Annotated in this window: 22 protein-coding genes; 8 read left to right on the top strand and 14 right to left on the bottom strand. The window is 72.7% G+C overall.

Features of this window, described 5'->3' with window-relative positions; all coding sequences use genetic code 11:
- The first annotated feature begins 57 nt into the window (after nucleotides 1-57).
- Entirely contained in the window at nucleotides 58-489 is a 432-nt protein-coding gene (locus ACH0A8_RS02175; protein WP_126892230.1) for a GNAT family N-acetyltransferase, read from the top strand.
- A gap of 82 nt (nucleotides 490-571) precedes the next feature.
- On the opposite strand, the gene ACH0A8_RS02170 is transcribed toward ACH0A8_RS02175, so the two are convergent.
- From ACH0A8_RS02170 to ACH0A8_RS02160, 3 genes are read right to left on the bottom strand one after another with little or no spacing between them, the layout of a single operon-like run.
- Nucleotides 572-1,099, bottom strand: a complete 528-nt coding sequence (locus ACH0A8_RS02170; protein ID WP_066655337.1) for an Lrp/AsnC family transcriptional regulator — start codon at nucleotides 1,097-1,099, stop codon at nucleotides 572-574.
- A 31-nt stretch (nucleotides 1,100-1,130) separates the two neighbouring features.
- Nucleotides 1,131-1,646: a hypothetical protein gene (locus ACH0A8_RS02165; RefSeq protein ID WP_406906338.1), complete on the bottom strand. Its 516-nt coding sequence runs from the start codon at nucleotides 1,644-1,646 to the stop codon at nucleotides 1,131-1,133.
- A gap of 30 nt (nucleotides 1,647-1,676) precedes the next feature.
- A complete protein-coding gene (locus tag ACH0A8_RS02160; RefSeq protein WP_066655342.1) occupies nucleotides 1,677-2,066 on the bottom strand; it encodes a DUF5997 family protein in 390 nt (129 codons plus the stop codon).
- Nucleotides 2,067-2,099: 33 nt separating this feature from the next.
- On the opposite strand from ACH0A8_RS02160, the gene ACH0A8_RS02155 reads away from it, so the two are divergent.
- Both ACH0A8_RS02155 and ACH0A8_RS02150 read left to right on the top strand, forming a co-directional pair.
- Nucleotides 2,100-2,882 carry a LysR family transcriptional regulator substrate-binding protein gene (locus tag ACH0A8_RS02155; RefSeq protein ID WP_209685023.1) on the top strand — a complete coding sequence of 261 codons (783 nt, stop codon included), beginning with the start codon at nucleotides 2,100-2,102 and terminating at the stop codon, nucleotides 2,880-2,882.
- On the top strand, nucleotides 2,879-3,349 hold the full coding sequence (locus tag ACH0A8_RS02150; protein ID WP_066655347.1) for an N-acetyltransferase: 471 nt from the start codon (nucleotides 2,879-2,881) through the stop codon (nucleotides 3,347-3,349). The genes ACH0A8_RS02155 and ACH0A8_RS02150 overlap by 4 nt, the downstream gene beginning before the upstream one ends.
- A 10-nt stretch (nucleotides 3,350-3,359) precedes the next feature.
- Here the strand turns inward: ACH0A8_RS02150 and ACH0A8_RS02145 are convergent, their stop codons facing one another.
- The 4 genes from ACH0A8_RS02145 to ACH0A8_RS02130 form a co-directional block, all read right to left on the bottom strand.
- A complete protein-coding gene (locus tag ACH0A8_RS02145) occupies nucleotides 3,360-3,956 on the bottom strand; it encodes a DNA-3-methyladenine glycosylase I (protein WP_406906516.1) in 597 nt (198 codons plus the stop codon).
- Nucleotides 3,957-4,011: 55 nt separating this feature from the next.
- Nucleotides 4,012-4,419 carry a VOC family protein gene (locus ACH0A8_RS02140; RefSeq protein WP_245172227.1) on the bottom strand — a complete coding sequence of 136 codons (408 nt, stop codon included), beginning with the start codon at nucleotides 4,417-4,419 and terminating at the stop codon, nucleotides 4,012-4,014.
- 225 nt (nucleotides 4,420-4,644) lie between these two features.
- Nucleotides 4,645-4,971, bottom strand: a complete 327-nt coding sequence (locus tag ACH0A8_RS02135; RefSeq protein WP_194074877.1) for a hypothetical protein — start codon at nucleotides 4,969-4,971, stop codon at nucleotides 4,645-4,647.
- A 24-nt stretch (nucleotides 4,972-4,995) separates the two neighbouring features.
- Nucleotides 4,996-6,666 (bottom strand): sodium:solute symporter family protein, encoded by a 1,671-nt coding sequence (locus ACH0A8_RS02130; RefSeq protein ID WP_251159601.1) that lies wholly within the window; start codon nucleotides 6,664-6,666, stop codon nucleotides 4,996-4,998.
- A 136-nt stretch (nucleotides 6,667-6,802) separates the two neighbouring features.
- Between ACH0A8_RS02130 and aroQ the strand changes: the two genes are divergently transcribed.
- Nucleotides 6,803-7,282, top strand: coding sequence for a type II 3-dehydroquinate dehydratase (aroQ, locus tag ACH0A8_RS02125; protein ID WP_400430010.1), 480 nt, complete (start codon nucleotides 6,803-6,805; stop codon nucleotides 7,280-7,282).
- A 261-nt stretch (nucleotides 7,283-7,543) separates the two neighbouring features.
- Here aroQ and ACH0A8_RS02120 read toward each other — a convergent pair whose 3' ends face one another.
- Nucleotides 7,544-8,140, bottom strand: a complete 597-nt coding sequence (locus tag ACH0A8_RS02120; RefSeq protein ID WP_209685020.1) for an NAD(P)H-dependent oxidoreductase — start codon at nucleotides 8,138-8,140, stop codon at nucleotides 7,544-7,546.
- An 87-nt stretch (nucleotides 8,141-8,227) separates the two neighbouring features.
- Between ACH0A8_RS02120 and ACH0A8_RS02115 the strand changes: the two genes are divergently transcribed.
- On the top strand, nucleotides 8,228-8,689 hold the full coding sequence (locus tag ACH0A8_RS02115; protein WP_209685019.1) for an MSMEG_6728 family protein: 462 nt from the start codon (nucleotides 8,228-8,230) through the stop codon (nucleotides 8,687-8,689).
- Between the two features lie 293 nt (nucleotides 8,690-8,982).
- Here ACH0A8_RS02115 and ACH0A8_RS02110 read toward each other — a convergent pair whose 3' ends face one another.
- The 6 genes from ACH0A8_RS02110 to ACH0A8_RS02085 form a co-directional block, all read right to left on the bottom strand.
- Nucleotides 8,983-9,249: a hypothetical protein gene (locus ACH0A8_RS02110; protein ID WP_066655361.1), complete on the bottom strand. Its 267-nt coding sequence runs from the start codon at nucleotides 9,247-9,249 to the stop codon at nucleotides 8,983-8,985.
- 79 nt (nucleotides 9,250-9,328) lie between these two features.
- Nucleotides 9,329-10,513 carry a cysteine desulfurase family protein gene (locus tag ACH0A8_RS02105; RefSeq protein ID WP_209685018.1) on the bottom strand — a complete coding sequence of 395 codons (1,185 nt, stop codon included), beginning with the start codon at nucleotides 10,511-10,513 and terminating at the stop codon, nucleotides 9,329-9,331.
- Nucleotides 10,514-10,517: 4 nt separating this feature from the next.
- Entirely contained in the window at nucleotides 10,518-11,405 is an 888-nt protein-coding gene (gene nadC / locus ACH0A8_RS02100) for a carboxylating nicotinate-nucleotide diphosphorylase (RefSeq protein WP_406906332.1), read from the bottom strand.
- Entirely contained in the window at nucleotides 11,402-13,159 is a 1,758-nt protein-coding gene (locus tag ACH0A8_RS02095) for an L-aspartate oxidase (RefSeq protein ID WP_406906330.1), read from the bottom strand. The genes nadC and ACH0A8_RS02095 overlap by 4 nt, the downstream gene beginning before the upstream one ends.
- 32 nt (nucleotides 13,160-13,191) lie before the next feature.
- A complete protein-coding gene (nadA, locus tag ACH0A8_RS02090; protein WP_066655365.1) occupies nucleotides 13,192-14,463 on the bottom strand; it encodes a quinolinate synthase NadA in 1,272 nt (423 codons plus the stop codon).
- A gap of 8 nt (nucleotides 14,464-14,471) precedes the next feature.
- Entirely contained in the window at nucleotides 14,472-15,191 is a 720-nt protein-coding gene (locus tag ACH0A8_RS02085; protein WP_066655366.1) for an NrtR DNA-binding winged helix domain-containing protein, read from the bottom strand.
- 102 nt (nucleotides 15,192-15,293) lie between these two features.
- Between ACH0A8_RS02085 and ACH0A8_RS02080 the strand changes: the two genes are divergently transcribed.
- The 3 genes from ACH0A8_RS02080 to ACH0A8_RS02070 all read left to right on the top strand — a co-directional run bounded on the left by ACH0A8_RS02080 (nucleotide 15,294) and on the right by ACH0A8_RS02070 (nucleotide 18,521).
- Entirely contained in the window at nucleotides 15,294-15,575 is a 282-nt protein-coding gene (locus ACH0A8_RS02080; protein ID WP_066655367.1) for an acylphosphatase, read from the top strand.
- A gap of 142 nt (nucleotides 15,576-15,717) precedes the next feature.
- Nucleotides 15,718-17,202, top strand: coding sequence for an MDR family MFS transporter (locus ACH0A8_RS02075; protein ID WP_406906327.1), 1,485 nt, complete (start codon nucleotides 15,718-15,720; stop codon nucleotides 17,200-17,202).
- A gap of 71 nt (nucleotides 17,203-17,273) precedes the next feature.
- Nucleotides 17,274-18,521, top strand: a complete 1,248-nt coding sequence (locus ACH0A8_RS02070) for a D-arabinono-1,4-lactone oxidase (protein WP_311206094.1) — start codon at nucleotides 17,274-17,276, stop codon at nucleotides 18,519-18,521.
- The last annotated feature ends 9 nt before the right edge of the window (nucleotides 18,522-18,530 follow it).

Raw genomic sequence — 18,530 nt, 5'->3', positions numbered from 1 at the left:
GCCGATCGATCCCGGACCGGAACCGGTCACGGAAGAAATTCTCAGGAAAGGCCGCACGTGGTCTCGATCTTCTCCGCCCCGACGCGCAACCTCGACATCGTGACGCTGCACGAGATCCTGCGGCTCCGACAGGACGTGTTCGTCGTCGAGCAGGAGTGCGCCTACCCGGACATCGACGGCCGCGACCTCGAGCCGGGCACGGTGCAGTTCTGGGCAGGGCAGGGCTCGGTGGACGCCACGCTCCGGCTGCTCCGCGAGGACGACGGCACCGAGCGCATCGGCCGCGTCGCCACCGCCCGGCACGCGCGGTCGCAGGGGCTCGGGGCGCAGCTCATGGAGGCGGCGATCGCCGAGTCCCGCTCGTCGTCGATCGCGATCAACGCGCAGGCGCACCTCGAGCAGTGGTACGGCCGGTTCGGTTTCGTGCGGTCCGGCGACGACTTCCTCGAGGACGCGATCCCGCACGTCCCGATGACGCGCACCCGCTGAGCGCACTGTCGTCCGCGTCCCGGGTCGGTGCGAGGTCGTCGGCCCGGGTCAGGCTCGCCGGCGCCGCAGCTCGTCGCCCGGGTCAGGCGCGCCAGCGGCGGAGCTCGTCGAACGACCGCCCCTGGTGCGCGCGGTCCGCGACGAGCCGCTCGAACACGATGTTCGTCTGCGTCGTCGCGACGGCGGGGTCCCCGCTCAGCTCGTCGGCGACGAAGTCCCGCAGCTGCTCCGTCGACGTGCAGGCGATGTGCACGAGGAAGTCCTTGTCGCCGGCGAGGAACGCCACGTCCTGCACGACGGGCACCCGGAGCAGGCGCTTCGCGAAGTCGCGCAGTTCGTGCCGGGCCGCGGCGTGCACCCGGACGGACACCATCGCCTCGATCGCGAACCCGAGCTTCGCGACGTCGACGTCGGCCCGGTAGCCGCGGATCACCCCGGCGTCCTCGAGCGCGCGCACCCGCGTCAGGCACGTGGACGGCGCGACCCCGACCGCGGCGGCCAGCCGGTTGTTCGGCATCCGGGCGTCGCCGGCCAGGGTCCAGAGGATGCGCTCGTCGACCTCGTCGAGGCGCGGTGCGGGATCGGGGCGACGGACGGTTCGGTCGGACACGCCCCGACGTTACCGCTGGTCGACCCCCGCGCTACATCGCCAGCGTCATCCCGACCACGGCGACCGTCATCGCGAAGACCTCACCGCTGCGGACGGCTCGACGGTCCTCGCGCGCCCACTCGTACCGGAGCAGCCACCCGCTGAACGCGCAGTAGCCGATCACACCGGCTCCGAGGACCGCGGAGAGCGCGATCCCGTGTCCGGCGTGCCCGTCGGACAGCCCGGTCGCGTGCCCCATCAGGAGCATGCCGGCCATCACGACCGACGACAGTGCCCGGTGCACGTCCATCGGCTCCGCCCGACGCCCGTCCGGCCGACGGCGCCGCAGCACGGGCAGCGGCGCGAGGAGCAGCAGCGTCGCCGCGGCCAGCAGCGTCCACGAGGCGCCCGCCTGCACGACGGGGAGCACCATCGCCACGAGCATCACCGCGGCGGGGACGATCACACCCGGTCGGGGCCGGTAGCGGTCCCCCACGATGCAGCAGACCGACGCGAACTGCGGCACGACGAGCATCGCGTCGGCGATGGTCTCGTGCACGGCGGTCACGGCGAGCGGCGTCCGGGTCGGTCCGGTCGGTCAGTCCTGGGCGCGCGCAGCGGCCTTGTCGGCACGCTCCTGCTTCACGCGGGCGTTCTCGGCGTGCACCTCGGCCTGCGTCGCACGCTCACGCACGAGCCACTCGGGCATCTCCTGCAGGAGGGCCTTGACCTCGGCGGTGGTCAGGGGCTCCTCGACCCCGGCACGCACGAGGCCGGAGATCGACACGCCGAGCTTCTGCGCGACGACCGGACGCGGGTGCGGCCCTTCGCGACGGAGTTCCTCGAGCCACGCCGGCGGCTGCGTGCGGAGCTCGTCGAAGGCGGTCCGGGTGACCGGCTCCGCGCGGAACGACTCCGGGGCTGCCGCCAGCAGGATGCCGAGCTTCTTCGCAGCCGTCTCGGGCTTCATCGTCTGTTCCTGCGCCATGCGTACCAGGGTACGGCCCCTACACTCGGTTGCATGACCGCGGCCCTCACCATCGCCTTCGTCCCGGGGGTCTCCCCCGCGAAGTGGGTCCGGGTCTGGCGGGAACGCTTCCCGGACGCCGAGCTCGGCCTGCTGCCGATCGGACCGACCGAGGTCGACGACGCGCTCACCGGCGAGGCCGACATGGCCTTCGCCCGGATGCCCGTCGGCGCCCACCTCAACGCCATCCCGCTCTGGACCGAGACGGCCGTCGTCGCGATGCCGAAGGACGCGTCCCTCGCCTCCTCCGACGTGGTGACCGAGGCCGACCTGGCCGACGTGCACGTCGTCGACGCCGGGCCCGTGCCGGAGGACGTGTCCGCCGCCCTCGACCTGGTCGAGGCGAACGTCGGGGTCGTCGTGCTCCCCCAGTCCCTCTTCCGCGCGGCCAGCCGCAAGGACCTGGTGGCGAAGCCCCTCGACGGCGCAGCGGGCACCCGGATCGCCCTCGTCTGGCGCGACGCGGACGCCTCCGACACCACCGAGGAGTTCATCGGTGTCGTGCGCGGTCGCACCGCCAACAGCTCGCGGAACGCCGCCGACCGACCGGGAGGCACGACGAACGCCGACGACGCCGGCTCGCGCGGCACGCGGGACGGCTCCGGAGCCGGTCGCGGCAGCACCGCCCGCGCCGGTGGTGGCAAGGCCACCGCGAAGCAGGCCGCCGGCGGCAAGGCGGGCGGCAAGGGCGCGCGCAAGCCGCGCGGGACCGGACGACCGGGCACCCAGCGGCTCGGGAACGGCAAGCCGAAACGCGGGTCCAAGGGCAACCGGTGACGGACACGCGGCTCGTCCCGATGCCGGCCACGCGCCTCCCGGCCTGGCTGGACCGCACGATGGCGGAGTACGTCGGATCGCGCATGCGGGCCGGTGAGACCCGCGAGCAGGCCGAGGCGAACAAGCAGCGGTCGCTCGACCAGTGGTTCCCGGACGGGGCACCCCTGCCCGACCACTTCGTCTGGGACCTGGTCGACGACGCCGACGCCGTCGTGGGGTACCTCTGGATCGGACCGTTCTCGTCGGGCAGCACCGAGTGGTGGGTGTTCGACGTCGAGGTCGACGAGCCGTTCCGTCGCCGCGGTCACGCCCGACGGGCGCTCGAGGCCGGGCAGCGGGTCGCCCGTGAGCACGGCGCCACGAGCATCGGGCTCAACGTGTTCGGGTACAACACGGGCGCGCAGGACCTGTACGCCGCGCTCGGCTACCGCGTCACCGCGACGCAGATGCAGCTCCCGCTCGACTGATCGCGGCCTGTCAGGCCCAGACGCCGGACGTGCCGCGTCGGTGACTGCCGACCAGGTGCGTGTCGACGATGCCGAGTGCCTCCATCAGGGCGTGCATCGTCGTGGGCCCGACGAACGCGAACCCGCGCTTCCGCAGGGCCATCGACAGCGCCACGGACGCCTCGCTCGTCGTCGGGACCTCGGCGATCGTCCGCGGCGCCGGTGTCGCGTCCGGCCGGAAGGACCACACGAGGTCGGCGAGCCCACCGTCGGCGCGCAGGGCGATCGTCGCGTTCGCGTTCGTGATCGTCGCGCGGATCTTCGCCCGGTTCCGGACGATGCCGGCGTCCGCAATCAGGCGCTCGACGTCGTCGTCCCCGAAGACCGCGACCACGTCCGGGTCGAAGTCCGCGAAGGCCGCGCGGAACGCGGGGCGCTTGGCCAGGATCGTGCGCCAGGACAGCCCGGACTGGAACGCCTCGAGCGACAACCGCTCGAACACCCCGCGCTCGTCGCGGACCGGCATGCCCCACTCGGTGTCGTAGTACTCGCGGAGCATCGGGTCGGTCGCGGCCCAGACCGGGCGCGCGAGGCCGTCCTCTCCGGTCACCAGGCCGTCGGGGATCATCGTCGGGTCGTCGCTCACGCGTCCATCCTGGCCGACCGCACCGACGACCCCGGGGTCACCGGTCGGTGCCGTCGCCCGTCATCGCGGCCTGGTCCATCCAGACGTACTCCCACCGGTGGCCGTCCGGGTCGGTGAAGCTGCGCTGGTACATGAAGCCGAGGTCGGTCTCCGGGCGGTCCTCGTTCCCGCCGCTCATGACGGCGGCGTCGACGATGCGGTGCACCTCGTCCTTCGAGGCTGCGCTCAGCGAGTTGATCACCTCGACCGTCCCGGGGGCGGCGATCGTCCCGTCGGTGAACTCCTGGAACTTCGCATGCGTGAGGAGCATCACGTACACGGTGCTGCTCACGACGATGCACGCGGCGGTCTCGTCGGTGAACTCCGGGTTCACCGTGTAGCCGAGCGCCTCGTAGAAGCCGACTGCCCGGTCCAGGTCGGTGACCGGCAGGTTGATGAACACCATCTGCTCCACGGTGGTTCCCTTCGTCGAGCACCAACCTGGCGCAGCCGCCCGTCGAGCGCAACCGTCCCGTCCCGGGGCCGACCGCGTCCCGGCCGCCCGTTCCTTCCCAGAACGCCCGAGATGGAATGTGAGAACGGGCGTACCTGGTCGGATGATCCGACCCGGTACGCCCGTTCTCACCAGGTACGCCCGTTCTCGCCGAGCGGGCGCAGCGGCGCAGCGGGGTCAGACCCGCTCGCGCCCCTCGCCTGCGGCGCGCTGGTCGGCCTCGGCCTCGGCCTGCCCGACGATGTCCTCGGCGGGCACCGGGTTCAGCCGGTCCCACAGGAAGAAGAGCAGCCCGCCGACGAGCAGCGACAGCCCGACCCACAGGTTGATGTGGATGCCGCCGGTCTTCTCGGGGTCGGTGTCCCAGTGGACGATGCCGACGATGGTGGTGATCACGCCGTAGAGCACGAACAGGCCGCCGAGGATGCGGCGCAGGTCGAGTCGGCGGGTGGAGCGGACGAGCGCCGCCTGCTCCTCGGTGAGCTTCGTGGTGTCCTCACGCATGGGAGTACTCCTTCGGGTCCGGGCCTAGAGGAACGGCAGGTAGAGGGCGACGCACAGCACGAGCGCGACGGTGCCGAGCAGCGCGGGCGAGCGGTACCAGGCGGTGTCCGTCGCGACGGCTCCGGCGGTCATGTCGATCTTGCCGACGCCGTACACCAGGCCGCCGAGCTCCGACACGTCCTTCGGCTTCGTGGCGAGCGAGACGAGCACGCCGACGACGAGCACCGTGACGAACGAGATGATCGCGCCGTACATCGTCTCGGCGGTCGCCGTCGAGAACAGCGACGGGTTCACGAGGTACGCGATCCAGGTGATCGTCGGCGTCACGATGCCGAGCACGTAGCCCCAGAGCGCGCCCTGGGTGGTCATCCGCTTCCACAGGAGTCCGAGGATGAAGACGCCGAAGAGCGGTGCGTTGAAGAACGAGAACAGCGTCTGCATGTAGGTCATGATGTTGCCGGCCTGCGCGGCGAGGAACGCCGTGCCGATGCCGACGACCACGCCGACGACCGTGACCCAGCGACCGGTCTTCAGGTAGTGCAGGTCGGGCATGTTCGGCTTGATGTACCGCTGCCAGATGTCGTACGTGAAGACGGTGTTGAAGGACGAGACGTTCGCCGCCATGCCCGCCATGAACGAGGCGAGCAGACCCGTCACCGCGATGCCGAGCACGCCGGTCGGCAGGTACATCTGGATGAGCTTCGGGATCGCGTCGTTGTAGGTCAGCTCCCCCGAGGCGAACTGGTTGCCCACGACGGCCGCGGCGATGAGCCCCGGCACGACGACGATGAACGGGATGAAGAGCTTCGGGATCGCCGCGATGAGCGGGGTCCGGCGGGCTGCCGACATGTTCTTCGCCGAGAACGCGCGCTGCACCTCGGTGAAGTTCGTCGTCCAGTAGCCGAAGGAGAGCACGAAGCCGAGGCCGAGCACGATGGCGAGCCAGTTCGCCCCGATCGGGTTCGTGACGTCGCCGATGCCGGTGCCCGTCCAGGCCTGCAGGTGCTGCACGCCCTGCGTCTCCTTGATCGCCTCGGTGAGGCCGCCCCAGCCGCCGACGCGGTGCAGGCCGACGATCGTCAGCGGCACGAGGCCCGCGATGATCACGAAGAACTGCATGACCTCGTTGTAGATCGCGCTCGAGAGCCCGCCGAGGGTGATGTAGGCGAGCACGAACGCGGCGGACACCAGGATCGCGAGCCACTCCGGCCAGCCGAGCATCGCCTCGATGACGATCGCCATGGCGTAGAGGTTGATGCCGGCGATGAGCACGTTCGACACGGCGAACGCGATCGAGTTCACCAGGTGCGGCGCCTTGCCGAAGCGGCGGAGCATGAACTCCGGCACCGACCGGACCTTGGACCCGTAGTAGAAGGGCATCATCACGAGCCCGAGGAACACCATCGCGGGCACGGCACCGATGAGGTAGTAGTGCAGCGTCGCCATGCCGATCTGTGCGCCGTTCGCGGCCATGCCGAGGATCTCGGTCGCGCCGAGGTTCGCGGACACGAAGGCGAGGCCCGTGATCCAGGCCGGCATCGAGCGACCGGACAGGAAGAAGTCCATGCTCGTCCGCACCTGCTTGCGGGCGGTGAACCCGATGCCGATGACCACCGCGAAGTACACGATGATCATCAAGTAGTCGACCCAGCCCAGTTCGAGCCGGATCCCGTTGGTCGCCGCAGCGAGAACCATGCGATCTCCACATCAGTGTGTTGCAGTCGGCAACTGCGCCGACCCGAGCGGGAACGTTACACCGCGATGTGACCGTTCACATAGCTCGCGCATCCGTCGCCGTCGCTGCAGCCCCGCCGCTCGGTAGGCTCTCCCCATGAGCGAGCCGGTCACCGACACCACGACACGCCCCCGGCGGATCCTCGTCCTGAACGGGCCGAACCTCGACATCCTCGGGCGTCGCGACCCGGCACAGTACGGCACCGTGACGCTCGCCGAGCTCGAGGCGATCGTGCACACCGAGGCGGCGGTCCACGAGCTCGAGGCGGACTTCCGGCAGACCAACCGCGAGGGCGAGCTCGTCGAGTGGCTGCACGAGGCGCTCGACGACTTCGTCGCGGTGGTCATCAACCCCGCCGCCTACGCGCACACCTCGGTCGCGCTGCACGACGCAGTCGAGGCACTGAGCATCCCGGTCGTCGAGGTGCACCTCTCGAACACATGGAAGCGCGAGCCGTTCCGGCACGTCGACCACGTCGCGACGGCGGCGACCGCGGTCATCGCCGGTGCGGGCGCCGACGGCTACCGCCTGGCGGTCGCCCACGTCGCGTCACTGGTGGCCGACCCGACCGACTGACGGCCTGGAGGCGCGGCACCCGCCCGCCACGCGCCTCCCGTCCGCCCCGCGTCCAGACGTCCCGTCCGTCCCGTCCGTCCCGTCCCGTCCCGTCCCGTCCCGTCCCGTCCCGGTGAGGTTCCGAGCGGGCGATGTACGTCACGGTCGCGCTCGACCGTGACGTACGTCGCCCCCTCGGCGGACGACGCGCGGCGTGTCGTGCCCGTTCGGCGGCGCAACCGGCGGCGCGTCGTGCGAGGGCGAGCGGCGGGCGGGCGGCGGCTAGAAGTCGGCGGGACGGCGGACGTCGTCGGCGCCGACGGCGGCGAACCCTCCGCGGACGATCGGCAGCGCGCGCCGGACCGCCTGGTCGATGCGCAGCTCGAGGTCGACGCTGGCGATGTCGTACCCGCCCTCGCGCTTGGTGAAGTCGCGCTCGTTCCCGAACACGCCGAGCGGCAGGGTCGTCGACTGGAAGAAGCCGAACAGCGGCCGCATCTGGTGCTCGACGAGCAGTGCGTGCCGGTCACTGCCGCCCGTGGCGGTCAGGAGCACCGGGGTGTCGACGAGGTCGTACTGCCCCACCCAGTCGAAGAAGAGCTTGAAGGCACCGGAGTAGGCGGCCCGGAACGCCGGGCTGCCGACGACGAGCACGTCCGCTGCCTCGACGGTCTCGAGCGCTCGCCGGGTGCGGTCCGACATCGCCTCGCGGGAGGGCGCGGCACCGAGGTCCGCGAGCAGCGGTCCGATCTCGACCTGTGCGGTCCGGGCGTCCGGCAGGTCCTCCGCCATGCGCGCCACGGTCGCCCCGACCAGGGTCGAGGTGCGCGAGGGGTCCGATGGGCTGCCGCTGACGCCGACGACGAGTGCTCCGTCCATGCGATCGATGCTCACACGTCGTCCGAGGGCCCGTCCGGGTGTGACGACTTGTGTCGCCCACCAGCACGCGCGGGTACCGTCCGGGTGATGCAGACGTTCCTGCCGTACGCCGACTTCCGCGCCTCGGCCGAGGTCCTCGACGACAAGCGACTCGGCAAGCAGCGCGTCGAGACCCTGCAGGTGATGCGGGCGTTGACCCTGCCGGACTACGGCTGGCAGCACCACCCCGTCGTCGCCATGTGGCGCGGGTACCGCCCGGCGCTGATGGCCTACCAGGACGCGACGTGCCGGGTGTGGCTCGAGCGCGGGCACGCCGACACCTGCCTGGAGAAGACCCTGGCCGACCTCGGGCTGGTCCCCGAGGACCTGGTCGCGTACGAGCGCGGCGACTTCGCGGTGCCCGCGTGGAACACCGACCCGGCGGTGCACGCCTCGCACCGGTCGAAGCTCGTGCAGAAGGCGCCGGAGCACTACCGACCGTTGTTCCCCGACGTGCCCGACGACCTGGACTACGTCTGGCCGGGCGTCCCCGAGCCGCCGGCACGCTGACACGCTGACACGCTCACCCCCGGGCACGACGACCGGGCGGCCGCCGCTCGACGGCGGGACGGCCGCTGCGCGGCCGTTCGACGCCACCGCGACCCGTCGTGGACTGACAGGGGGTGCGGCGCCGGTCAGGGTCCGGCGCCGCGTCCACGACGGGCGCAGCGGCCGCTCGGGCACGACGACAGGGGATGTCGTGTCCGGCGCCGGACGCGGTCAGGGGTGCTGCGTCCGGTCATGAGCACCGCGGGCCCCGGGGTGACGGGACCGCGCGGTGCTGGCCTCGGGTGGTGGGTTCCTCAGAGGTGTTCGGTGTCTCCTCGGTACCGGTCCGTCTCGCTGGGGGCGGGCATGGCCCGACGGAGTGCCGCGGTGCCGACCGTCGGGAGCAGGGCACTCACGACGGTGGCGAGTGCCCCCACGGTCGCGATGGCGCCGAGCGGGGCGGTGCCGAGGTCGTGCTGCGCGGCGAGTGCGATGGCGACCACGGTCGCGGGTGCCGGCAGGAGCTGGACCGCACGGAAGGGGACCTCCTGTCGGTCCCGGGTGGTGATCGCGTTCGCCATGGCTCCATCGTGACGGACGATCGCTGTCCACAGAAGGGGGGACATCACCCCCAACTATGGAGTAGAACGTCTAGTACACTCAGCTCAGGCGCCGGACCGCGGCGACCGACTCCGCGACCACCCGCACCACGACGGCCACGTCCTCGTCCGTGAGCCCGTCGTCGAACGTCAGTCGCAGGGCCGTGCGCGCGGTGTCCTCCGACAGCCCGAGGGCGGTGAGGACGTGTGAGGCCTCGGTGCTCCCCGCGGCACAGGCGCTCCCGGAGGAGGTCACGACGTCGCGCTCCTCGAGTTCGAGCAGCACGGTCTCGCCGTTGACCGCCGGCGGACCACCCGGCACCGCCGGGAAGCAGAACGACGCGTGCCCCGGGAGCCGACCCGCCCCGCCCAGCGCCGACCCGACCGGCGCCGCCCCGGTCAGCACGGCACCGGGCACCGACGCCAGCACGCCCTCGACCACGGCGTCCCGGGTCACGGTCGCACGGGCGGCAGCGGCGCCCCGGGCCCCCTCGACGAGCGACACCGCGGTGGCGAGGGCGACCGCTCCGGCGACGTCCTCGGTCCCCGACCGTCTCCCCCGCTCCTGTCCCCCGCCGTGCAGCAGCGGCTCGAGCGGTACCCCACCCCGGACCGCGAGTGCGCCGGTGCCCTTCGGTGCGCCGAGCTTGTGCCCGGAGAACGACAGCGCGTCGACGCCGAGCCGGTCGAGCCCGAGGGGCAGCCACGGAGCGCTCTGCACGGCGTCGGTGTGGAACCGGGCCCCGACGCGGTGCGCGACCGCCGCGAGGGCCGGGAGGTCCTGCACGGTGCCGACCTCGTTGTCGGCGTGTGCCACCGAGACGAGCGTGGTGTCCGGACGGACGACCCGCGCGAGCGCCTCGGGCGTCACGGTCCCGTCGCGTTCGACCGGCACGAGCGTGACGGTGAACCCGTGGTGGCGCTCCAGGTACCGGCAGCTCTCGAGCACCGCCTCGTGCTCGATCGCGCTCGTGACGACGTGCCGGCCGCGGGGTGCCGCGAGCGCGATGCCCTTGACCGCGGTGTTCGCACCCTCGGTGCCGCCGGTGGTGAGGACGACCTCGCCCGGACGGCACCCGAGGAACCGGGCGATCGTCGCCCGGGCGTCGGCGAGTCCCCGGGCGGCCGCCTCACCCACCCCGTGCGTGGACGACGGGTTGCCGAAGACGCCGGTGAGGTACGGCCACATCGCCTCGAGCACCTCGCGGCGGACCGGGGTGGTCGCGGCGCGGTCGAGGTAGAACACCGGGTCAGCCGCCGGTCACGTCGACGTCGAGCCCGAGGTCGAGCGCCCGCGCCGAGTGGGTGAGTGCGCCGACGGAGACGACGTCGACCCCGGTGCGCGCGATGGCGCCCACCGTGTCGAGCGAGACCCCGCCGGAGGCCTCGACGAGCGCACGGCCCGCGACCAGCCGCACGCCCTCGACGAGCTGCTCCGGCGTGAAGTTGTCGAGCATGATCGTGTCGACACCGGCCGCGACCACGGGTTCGACCTGGTCGAGCCGGTCGACCTCGACCTCCAGGTGGACCGTGTGCCCGAGCCGACCACGGGCTCCGCGGACGGCGTCGCCGATCGCGGTGCCGCCGGCGAGCAGCACGGCCAGGTGGTTGTCCTTGGCGAGGACGGCGTCGGACAGCGAGTTCCGGTGGTTGTGGCCACCGCCGCAGCGCACGGCGTACCGCTCGACGGCCCGGAGGCCCGGAGTGGTCTTGCGGGTGTCGACGATCCGTGCGCCCGTCCCCGAGACGGCCGCGACGTACCGCGCGGTGACGGTCGCGATGCCGGACATCCGCTGCACCAGGTTGAGCCCGACCCGCTCGGCGCGCAGGACCGAGCGCGCAGGGCCGTGCACCGTGGCGAGGACCTGTCCGGCGTCGAAGGGCTCGCCGTCGGCCAGGTGCAGCTCCGTGCGCACCGTGGGGTCGACGGCGTGCATCACGGCGGCGAACACCGCGCCGCCCGACAGCACGCCGGGTTCGCGGGCGGCCATGGTCGCGGTCGCGCGGGCGTCGACGGGGATGAGCGTCTCGCTCGTGACGTCACCCCACGGAGCGTCCTCCTCGAGCGCCGTCTCGATCACGCGACGCAGGGCGTGCGGCGGGATCGTCCCGGGGTCGACTGCGGTGGTGGTGGTCATGCGGGGACTCCCTGCTGGACGGGCGCGGTGCTGCTGGACTGCGCGGTGCTGCTGGACTGCGCTGTGCTGCTGGACTGGACGGAGGCCGGGGCGCTGCCGCGCCGGACGGCGCGGACCCACCCGGTCGACACCGGCGCGGAGGGATCGGTCTCCGGGTGATCGGTGCGCGCGTGCGCCCCGCGCGACTCGGTCCGGGAAGCCGCCGCGAGCGCGGTGACCCGCGCCAGGTCGAGCAGGGCGCGGTCCTCGTGGTCCCGCACGGTGCGCGCCACCGGCGACCGGAGCGCAGCGAGCGCGCGACGTGCGGCGGCGAGTCCGTCCGCGTCCCGGAGCAGGCCGACCCGCTCCGTCATCTCGGTCTGGACCGCCTGCCGGAGGTCGGTGGCACGGTCCGGGTGGGCGGCGCCTCCAGGCCGTCCGCTGCGGTCCGTCCCGTAGGGCGTCGATCCCGGCACCCCTCCGTCCGGCCGGGAGGCACGGTGCGGCTCCGCCTCCGTGCCCACCTGGTCGTCGGGGACGGTGCGCACGGGCAGGGCCGCGTCGCCGCGCAGGCGCAGCTGCGCGGGTCGTGGGGCACCGATCGCGTCGGCGGTCCGCACGCCGAAGACGAGCCCCTCGAGCAGGGAGTTCGACGCGAGTCGGTTCGCGCCGTGGACGCCGGTGCAGGCGGCCTCGCCGACGGCGAGCAGTCCGGGGAGGCTGGTGCGCCCCTCGCTGTCGGTGGCGATCCCGCCCATCGCGTAGTGCGCCGCCGGGGCGACCGGCACGCCCTCCCGCGTCCAGTCGAAGCCGGCCGCGCGGGTCGCGCGGGTGAGGCCGGGGAAGCGTGCGACGAGCCGGTCCGCGCCGAGCCCCGTGGCGTCGAGGAGCACGGGGGCGCCGCCCTGGTCGCGGACGGCGGCCGCGATGCCGCGGGCGACCACGTCGCGCGGCGCCAGCTCGGCGTCCGGGTGCACGGCGCTCAAGAAGCGTCGTCCGGCGGCGTCGCGCAGGACGGCACCCTCGCCGCGGACCGCCTCGGAGACGAGCCCACCGTCGGGTACGGCCAGCCGGGTCGGGTGGAACTGGACGAACTCCAGGTCGGCGAGGACGGCCCCCGCCCGCCAGGCCGCTGCGACGCCGTCGCCGGTCGCGACCAGCGGGTTGGTCGTCTCGCGGTACAGGTGGCCGGCGCCCCCGGAGGCGAGCACGACCGTGTCCGCCTCGATGCGTCGGGGCTCGCCGAGCAGGTCGAGCACGTCCACACCGACCACCGCTCCGTCCCGGACGACCAGGTCGGTGAGGCAGGTGCGCTCCAGGACCGTGACGTGCTGCCGGTGCAGGGCGGCGACGAGCGTGCGCTCGACCGCTGCGCCCGTGGCGTCGCCGTCGGCGTGCAGGACGCGCCAGCGACCGTGCGCGGCCTCGCGCCCGCGCGCCAGGTCGTCGCCGTGGCGGTCGAGGGACGCGGGGTCCGACGTCCGGTCGAACGGGACGCCCAGCGCGAGCAGGTCCCGCGCCCGGGCGGGCCCGTCGGCGCAGAGCAGCGCGACGGCGCGCGCATCGGCCCCACCGACGGCCGCGACGTGGGTGTCGTGCTCGTGCAGCGCGACGGTGTCGTCGGCGCCGAGCGCGACGGCGATCCCGCCCTGGGCAGCGGCGGTGGCGCCGTCGGCGAGCCCGCCCTTCGTCACCAGGGTGACGTCGTGGCGGGCGCTGGCGCGGATCGCGGCGGTGAGCCCGGCGATGCCGGACCCGACGATGACGACGTGCACGGTGCGGTCCCCGGTGTCCTCGCGCGGGGCCGTCAGCCGCGGGGCTTCGCGGCGAGCATGCGCTCGAGCGCGACCCGGGCGTCGGCCTGCACGTCGGCGGGCACCGTGATCTCGTTGAGGACCTCGCCGCGGACGAGTGCCTCGAGCACCCAGGCGAGGTAGCCCGGGTGGATCCGGTACATCGTCGAGCAGGGGCAGACGACGGGGTCGAGGCAGGTGATCCGGTGCTGCGGGTACTCGGCCGCGAGCCGGTTCACCATGTTGATCTCGGTCCCGATCGCGAACGAGGTCGGTTCGGTGGCGGCGGCGACGGTCCGGCGGATGAGGTCGGTGCTGCCCGCAGCGTCCGCGGCGTCCACGACGGCCATCGGACACTCGGGGTGCACGATGACCTGCACACCGGGGTCCTCCCGGCGGGCCTGGTCGATCTGCTCGACCGTGAACCGGCGGTGCACCGAGCAGAACCCGTGCCAGAGGACCACCTGCGCGTCGAGCAGGGTCTGTGCGTCGTTGCCGCCGAGCGCCTTCCGCGGGTTCCACATGGGCATGCGGTCGGTGCTGATCCCCATGGCCTTCGCGGTGTTCCGACCGAGGTGCTGGTCGGGGAAGAACAGCACGCGCTGCCCCCGCTCGAACGCCCACTCGAGCACGGTCGCCGCGTTCGACGACGTGCAGACGATCCCACCGTTCCGGCCGCAGAACGCCTTGAGGTCGGCGGCGGAGTTCATGTACGTGACGGGGATCACCGGCACGCGGCCGTCGGCGTCGGGCTCGGTGCCGTACACGGCGGCGAGCTCGGCCCAGGCCGCCTCGACGCTGTCGATGTCGGCCATGTCCGCCATCGAGCACCCGGCGGCGAGGTTCGGCAGGACCACACGCTGGTCGTCACGGGCGAGGATGTCCGCCGTCTCCGCCATGAAGTGGACGCCGCAGAACACGATGGCCTCGGCGTCGGGCCGGGTCAGGGCGGCGTTCGCGAGCTGGAACGAGTCGCCGAGGAAGTCCGCGTGCCGGACGACCTCGTCGCGCTGGTAGAAGTGGCCGAGCACGACGACCCGGTCCCCCAGCGTCGCCTTCGCCCGCTCGATGCGCTCGTGGAGTTCCGCGTCGCTCGCGGTCCGGTACTCGTCGGGGAGCTGCCCCTGCCGCGGTGCGGAGGTCGGGATGACGTCGGACATCGACGAGCCGGGGCCGTAGCCCGGGCGGCTGTCGAAGTCCCAGGTCGGCGCGGCGAGGTCGGGGGTGCAGGTGCTGCCGTCGGCCTTGCCGTTGGAGATGAGCTCGATCGTGGTGGCGATGGACACTGTGGTTCCTATCGGTTCTGCGGGTGGTGCTGCCGGGGGTGGGCGGGCTGCAGCGGGCCGTTGTCCGCGTAGGCCAGGTCGGGGTTCGAGCGGTACAGCCGAGCCGGGCGGTGCCGGTCACCGCTCGTGGTCTCGTCCGTCGCGATGACGGCGTCGGACTGCGCGACCTGTCGACGGAAGTTCGCGGGGTCGAGCGTCCGCCCGAGCACGGCCTCGTACACCCCGCGCAGCTCGGCGAGGGTGAACCGGTCCCCGAGGAACGCCTGCGCGATCCGCGAGTACGACACCTTGTTGCGGAGCCGCCAGAGGGCGTAGGCGACGATGTGGTCGTGGTCGAACGCGAGTGCGGGGTGCTCGTCGGCCAGGAACCAGCGGACGTTCCAGTCGTCGGGGACGGACTCGGCCTCGTCGGGGTGGACGAGCGCCCAGTAGACGATCGACACCACGCGGCTCGGCGAACGGTCGACGTCGCCGAACGCGTACAGCTGCTCGAGGTACCGCGGCTGCACGTTCGTCGTCTCGCGCAGGCGCGCCGCGGCGGAGTCCTCGAGCCCCTCGTCCGGGCCGACCCAGCCACCGGGCAGCGCCCACGACCCCTCGAACGGATCGGCGACACGGCGCACGAGCGGCATCCACAGCGCCGGGGCACCGGTGTCGGGGTGCGGGCGCAGGGCGACGATCACGGTGGAGACCGCGACGCGGATGCTGGTGGGATGTGTTTGTGTCATGATGACTCGAAGTGTTCGGGTTGTGATGACACTATCAGTCGGTTCACGGAACCGGAACAGCGCCGTAACGTGCAGGGTCCCCGACGTGCCTACATTGGCGCCATGACGACGGTGACGAGGGTGCACGCCGTGGTGTCCGGCTCGGTGCAGGGGGTCGGCTTCCGGTACTGGACCGCACGCAAGGCAGACGGGCTCGAACTCGACGGGTACGCCAGGAACCTGTTCGACGGGACCGTCGAGGTCGAGGCCGAGGGGCCGTCCGAGGCGGTCGAGGCGCTCATGGCGTTCCTCCGCACCGGTCCGCCGACCGCCACGGTCACCGACGTCGCCCGACGCAGCGTGGTCCCGCACGGCGACGGCGACGGGTTCGCGATCCTGCGCTGACCGCGCTCGGGGTGGACCTGTCCACGAGGACGACACACGGAAGCGGAATACTCGGATCCGTTCAGGCGGTTGCCCTGTCTGCGCGGTCCGCGCGCCCTCGTCCTCTCCGCCGTACTCCCCCGTCACTCCCCAGGAGCCCCGCATGACCCAGGCAGTCGATTCCGCCCCGCGCACCGGGAGCGTCTCGCAGCCCTCCGCCGGCGAGACCAGACTCGTGATCGGGCTGTTGCTCGTCTCCGCGTTCGTCGTCATCCTCAACGAGACGATCATGGGTGTCGCGCTCCCCCGGCTCATGGAGGACCTCGACATCTCGGCGGCCACCGGGCAGTGGCTCACCACGGGCTTCCTGCTCACCATGGCGGTGGTGATCCCGATCACCGGGTTCCTGCTCCAGCGCTTCAGCACGCGCCAGGTCTTCATCGCGGCGATGGCGCTGTTCAGCCTCGGTACGCTCGTCGCCCTCGCGGCACCCGGCTTCCCCGTGCTGCTCGTCGGCCGCATCGTGCAGGCCAGCGGCACCGCGATCATGATGCCGCTGCTCATGACGACCGTCCTCAACCTGGTCGAGCCCGCGCACCGCGGCCGCATCATGGGCAACATCTCGATCGTCATCTCGGTGGCGCCCGCCGTCGGCCCGACCATCTCGGGCCTGATCCTCAACGCGTTCTCGTGGCGCTGGCTCTTCGGGTTCGTGCTGCCGATCGCCGTCGCCGCGCTCGTGCTCGGCGTGCTCAAGGTCCGCAACGTGACCACGCCCCGCCGCGCGCCGCTCGACGTCCTGTCGGTCGTGGTCTCCGCCGTGGCGTTCGGCGGGATCGTCTTCGGGCTGTCCAGCTTCGGCGAGGCCGGGTCGACCGGGCCGCTCGTCCCCGTCCTCGCCCTGGTCGTCGGCTTCGCGGCACTGGCGTTCTTCGTCGTCCGGCAGACCCGCCTGCAGCGCACCGACAGCGCCCTGCTCGATCTCCGGACCTTCCGCACGAAGGGCTTCACGGTCCCGATCGTCGCGATGGGCATCAGCTTCATGGCGATGTTCGGCACGCTGATCCTGCTGCCGATCTACCTCGAGCGCGTCCTCGGGCTCGAGGTGCTGACCGTCGGGCTCCTGCTCCTGCCCGGCGGCCTGATCATGGGGCTGCTCTCCCCCGTCGTCGGCCGCATCTACGACCGCCGCGGCCCCCGCGTGCTCCTCGTGCCCGGGTCGATCATCATCAGTGCCGTCCTCGGGGCGCTCTCCACGGTCGGGGTCGACACCAGCGTGTGGTTCGTCCTCGGCGCCCACGTCGTGCTGAGCATCGGCCTCGCGCTCACCTTCACCCCGCTCTTCACCGCCGCGCTCGGTGGCCTGCCGCCGAAGCTGTACTCGCACGGCAGCGCGGTGCTCGGGACGACGCAGCAGCTCGCAGGTGCCGCGGGGACAGCGCTCTTCGTCACGCTCCTGACGATCGGTGCGGCCTCGGCGGGGGCCGACGCGGACGCCGCCGGGGTCGCCGCCGCGACCGCCTCGGGCGTGCAGACCGCGTTCCTGGTGGGCGGCGTCATCTCCCTCGTCGGCATCCTCACCTCGGCGTTCGTCCGCCGCCCGGCGACGCCCGAGGGCGCACCCGCCGGCGCCCCCGCGATGCGCTGACCCGGAACACCACCGGACCGGGCCGGCGGTCCCCGGTGCCACGTCGACGACGGCGTGGCATCGTGGGCGGCATGCGGTCGACGGCGCGCGAGGTCAACTGGTCCGGTACGGTCACCTACTCGGCCGAACGGGTCGAACGGCCGCGCACCCTGGAGGAGGCCGCCGAGGTCGTCGCCCGGTCGCAGCGGGTGCACGGGCTCGGCACCCGCCACTCGTTCAACGACGTGGCGGACACCCACGGGGTGCTGCTCGACCTGACGGGGCTCCCCGAGGACCTCGTCGTCGACGCCGCCGCCGGCACGGCCTCGATGGGTGCCGGTACCCGCTACGGGGTGGTGGCGCCGGAACTCGACGCCGCGGGGGTCGCCCTGCACAACACCGGCTCGCTGCCGCACATCTCGATCGGCGGTGCGATCGCCACCGCGACGCACGGGTCGGGCACGACGCTCGGGTCGCTGAGCACCGCCGTGCGGTCGTTCGAGCTCCTCGGGCCGGACGGTGCCGTGCGGACGGTCCGTCGCGGCGAGGACGACTTCGACGGGGCCGTGCTGCACCTCGGGCTGCTCGGCATCGTGACGCGCGTCGAGGTGGACGTCGAACCGTCCTACCGGATGCGCCAGGACGCGTACGGGCCCGTCCCGTGGGACCGGTTCGTCGCGCACGTGGCCGACGTGCACGCCGCGGCCTACTCGGTGTGCTCCTACACGGTGTTCGGGGACGAGGTCGGCGAGGTGCTGCTGAAGTCCCGCGTGCCGGACGGCGCCGACGACGTCGACGTCCCGGAGGCCCTGCTCGGCGCACCGCGGCTGCCGGGACGCCCGGCCGACGGACACGTCACCGCTCGCGACGGCACCGTGGGCCCGTGGTGGGACCGGCTGCCGCACTTCCCGATCGACGCGGTGCCGAGCGTCGGGTCCGAGGTGCAGAGCGAGCACTTCGTCCCGCTGCGGCACGCTGCCGCCGCACTGGAGGCCCTCCGCGGGCTCGCCGACCGGATCCAGCCACACCTGCACGTCTGCGAGCTCCGCACGATGGCCGCCGACCCGTCCTGGCTCAGCCCGACGCAGGGCGAGGACGTCCTCTGCATCGCGTTCACCTGGCGGAAGCACCCCGAGGCGGTCGCGGCGCTGCTGCCGGACCTCGAAGCACGGCTCGCGCCGTTCGACGGCCGGCCGCACTGGGGCAAGACGAGCTCGCTCGACGCCGACGCGGTCGAGGCCCTCTGGCCGCGCCTGCCGGACTTCCGCAGGCTGGTGGCGGCGGCCGATCCGGAGCGGCGGTTCGCGTCCGTGTTCGGTGAGCGGGTGCTGCGGACCTGAGCCGCGCCT

The sequence above is a fragment of the Curtobacterium sp. 179-B 9B NHS genome, from assembly GCF_045370965.1.
Taxonomy (GTDB): Bacteria; Actinomycetota; Actinomycetes; order Actinomycetales; family Microbacteriaceae; genus Curtobacterium.
The sequence above is the reverse complement of the archived record's forward strand: the minus strand, read 5'-3'. Positions and strand labels throughout refer to the sequence as shown.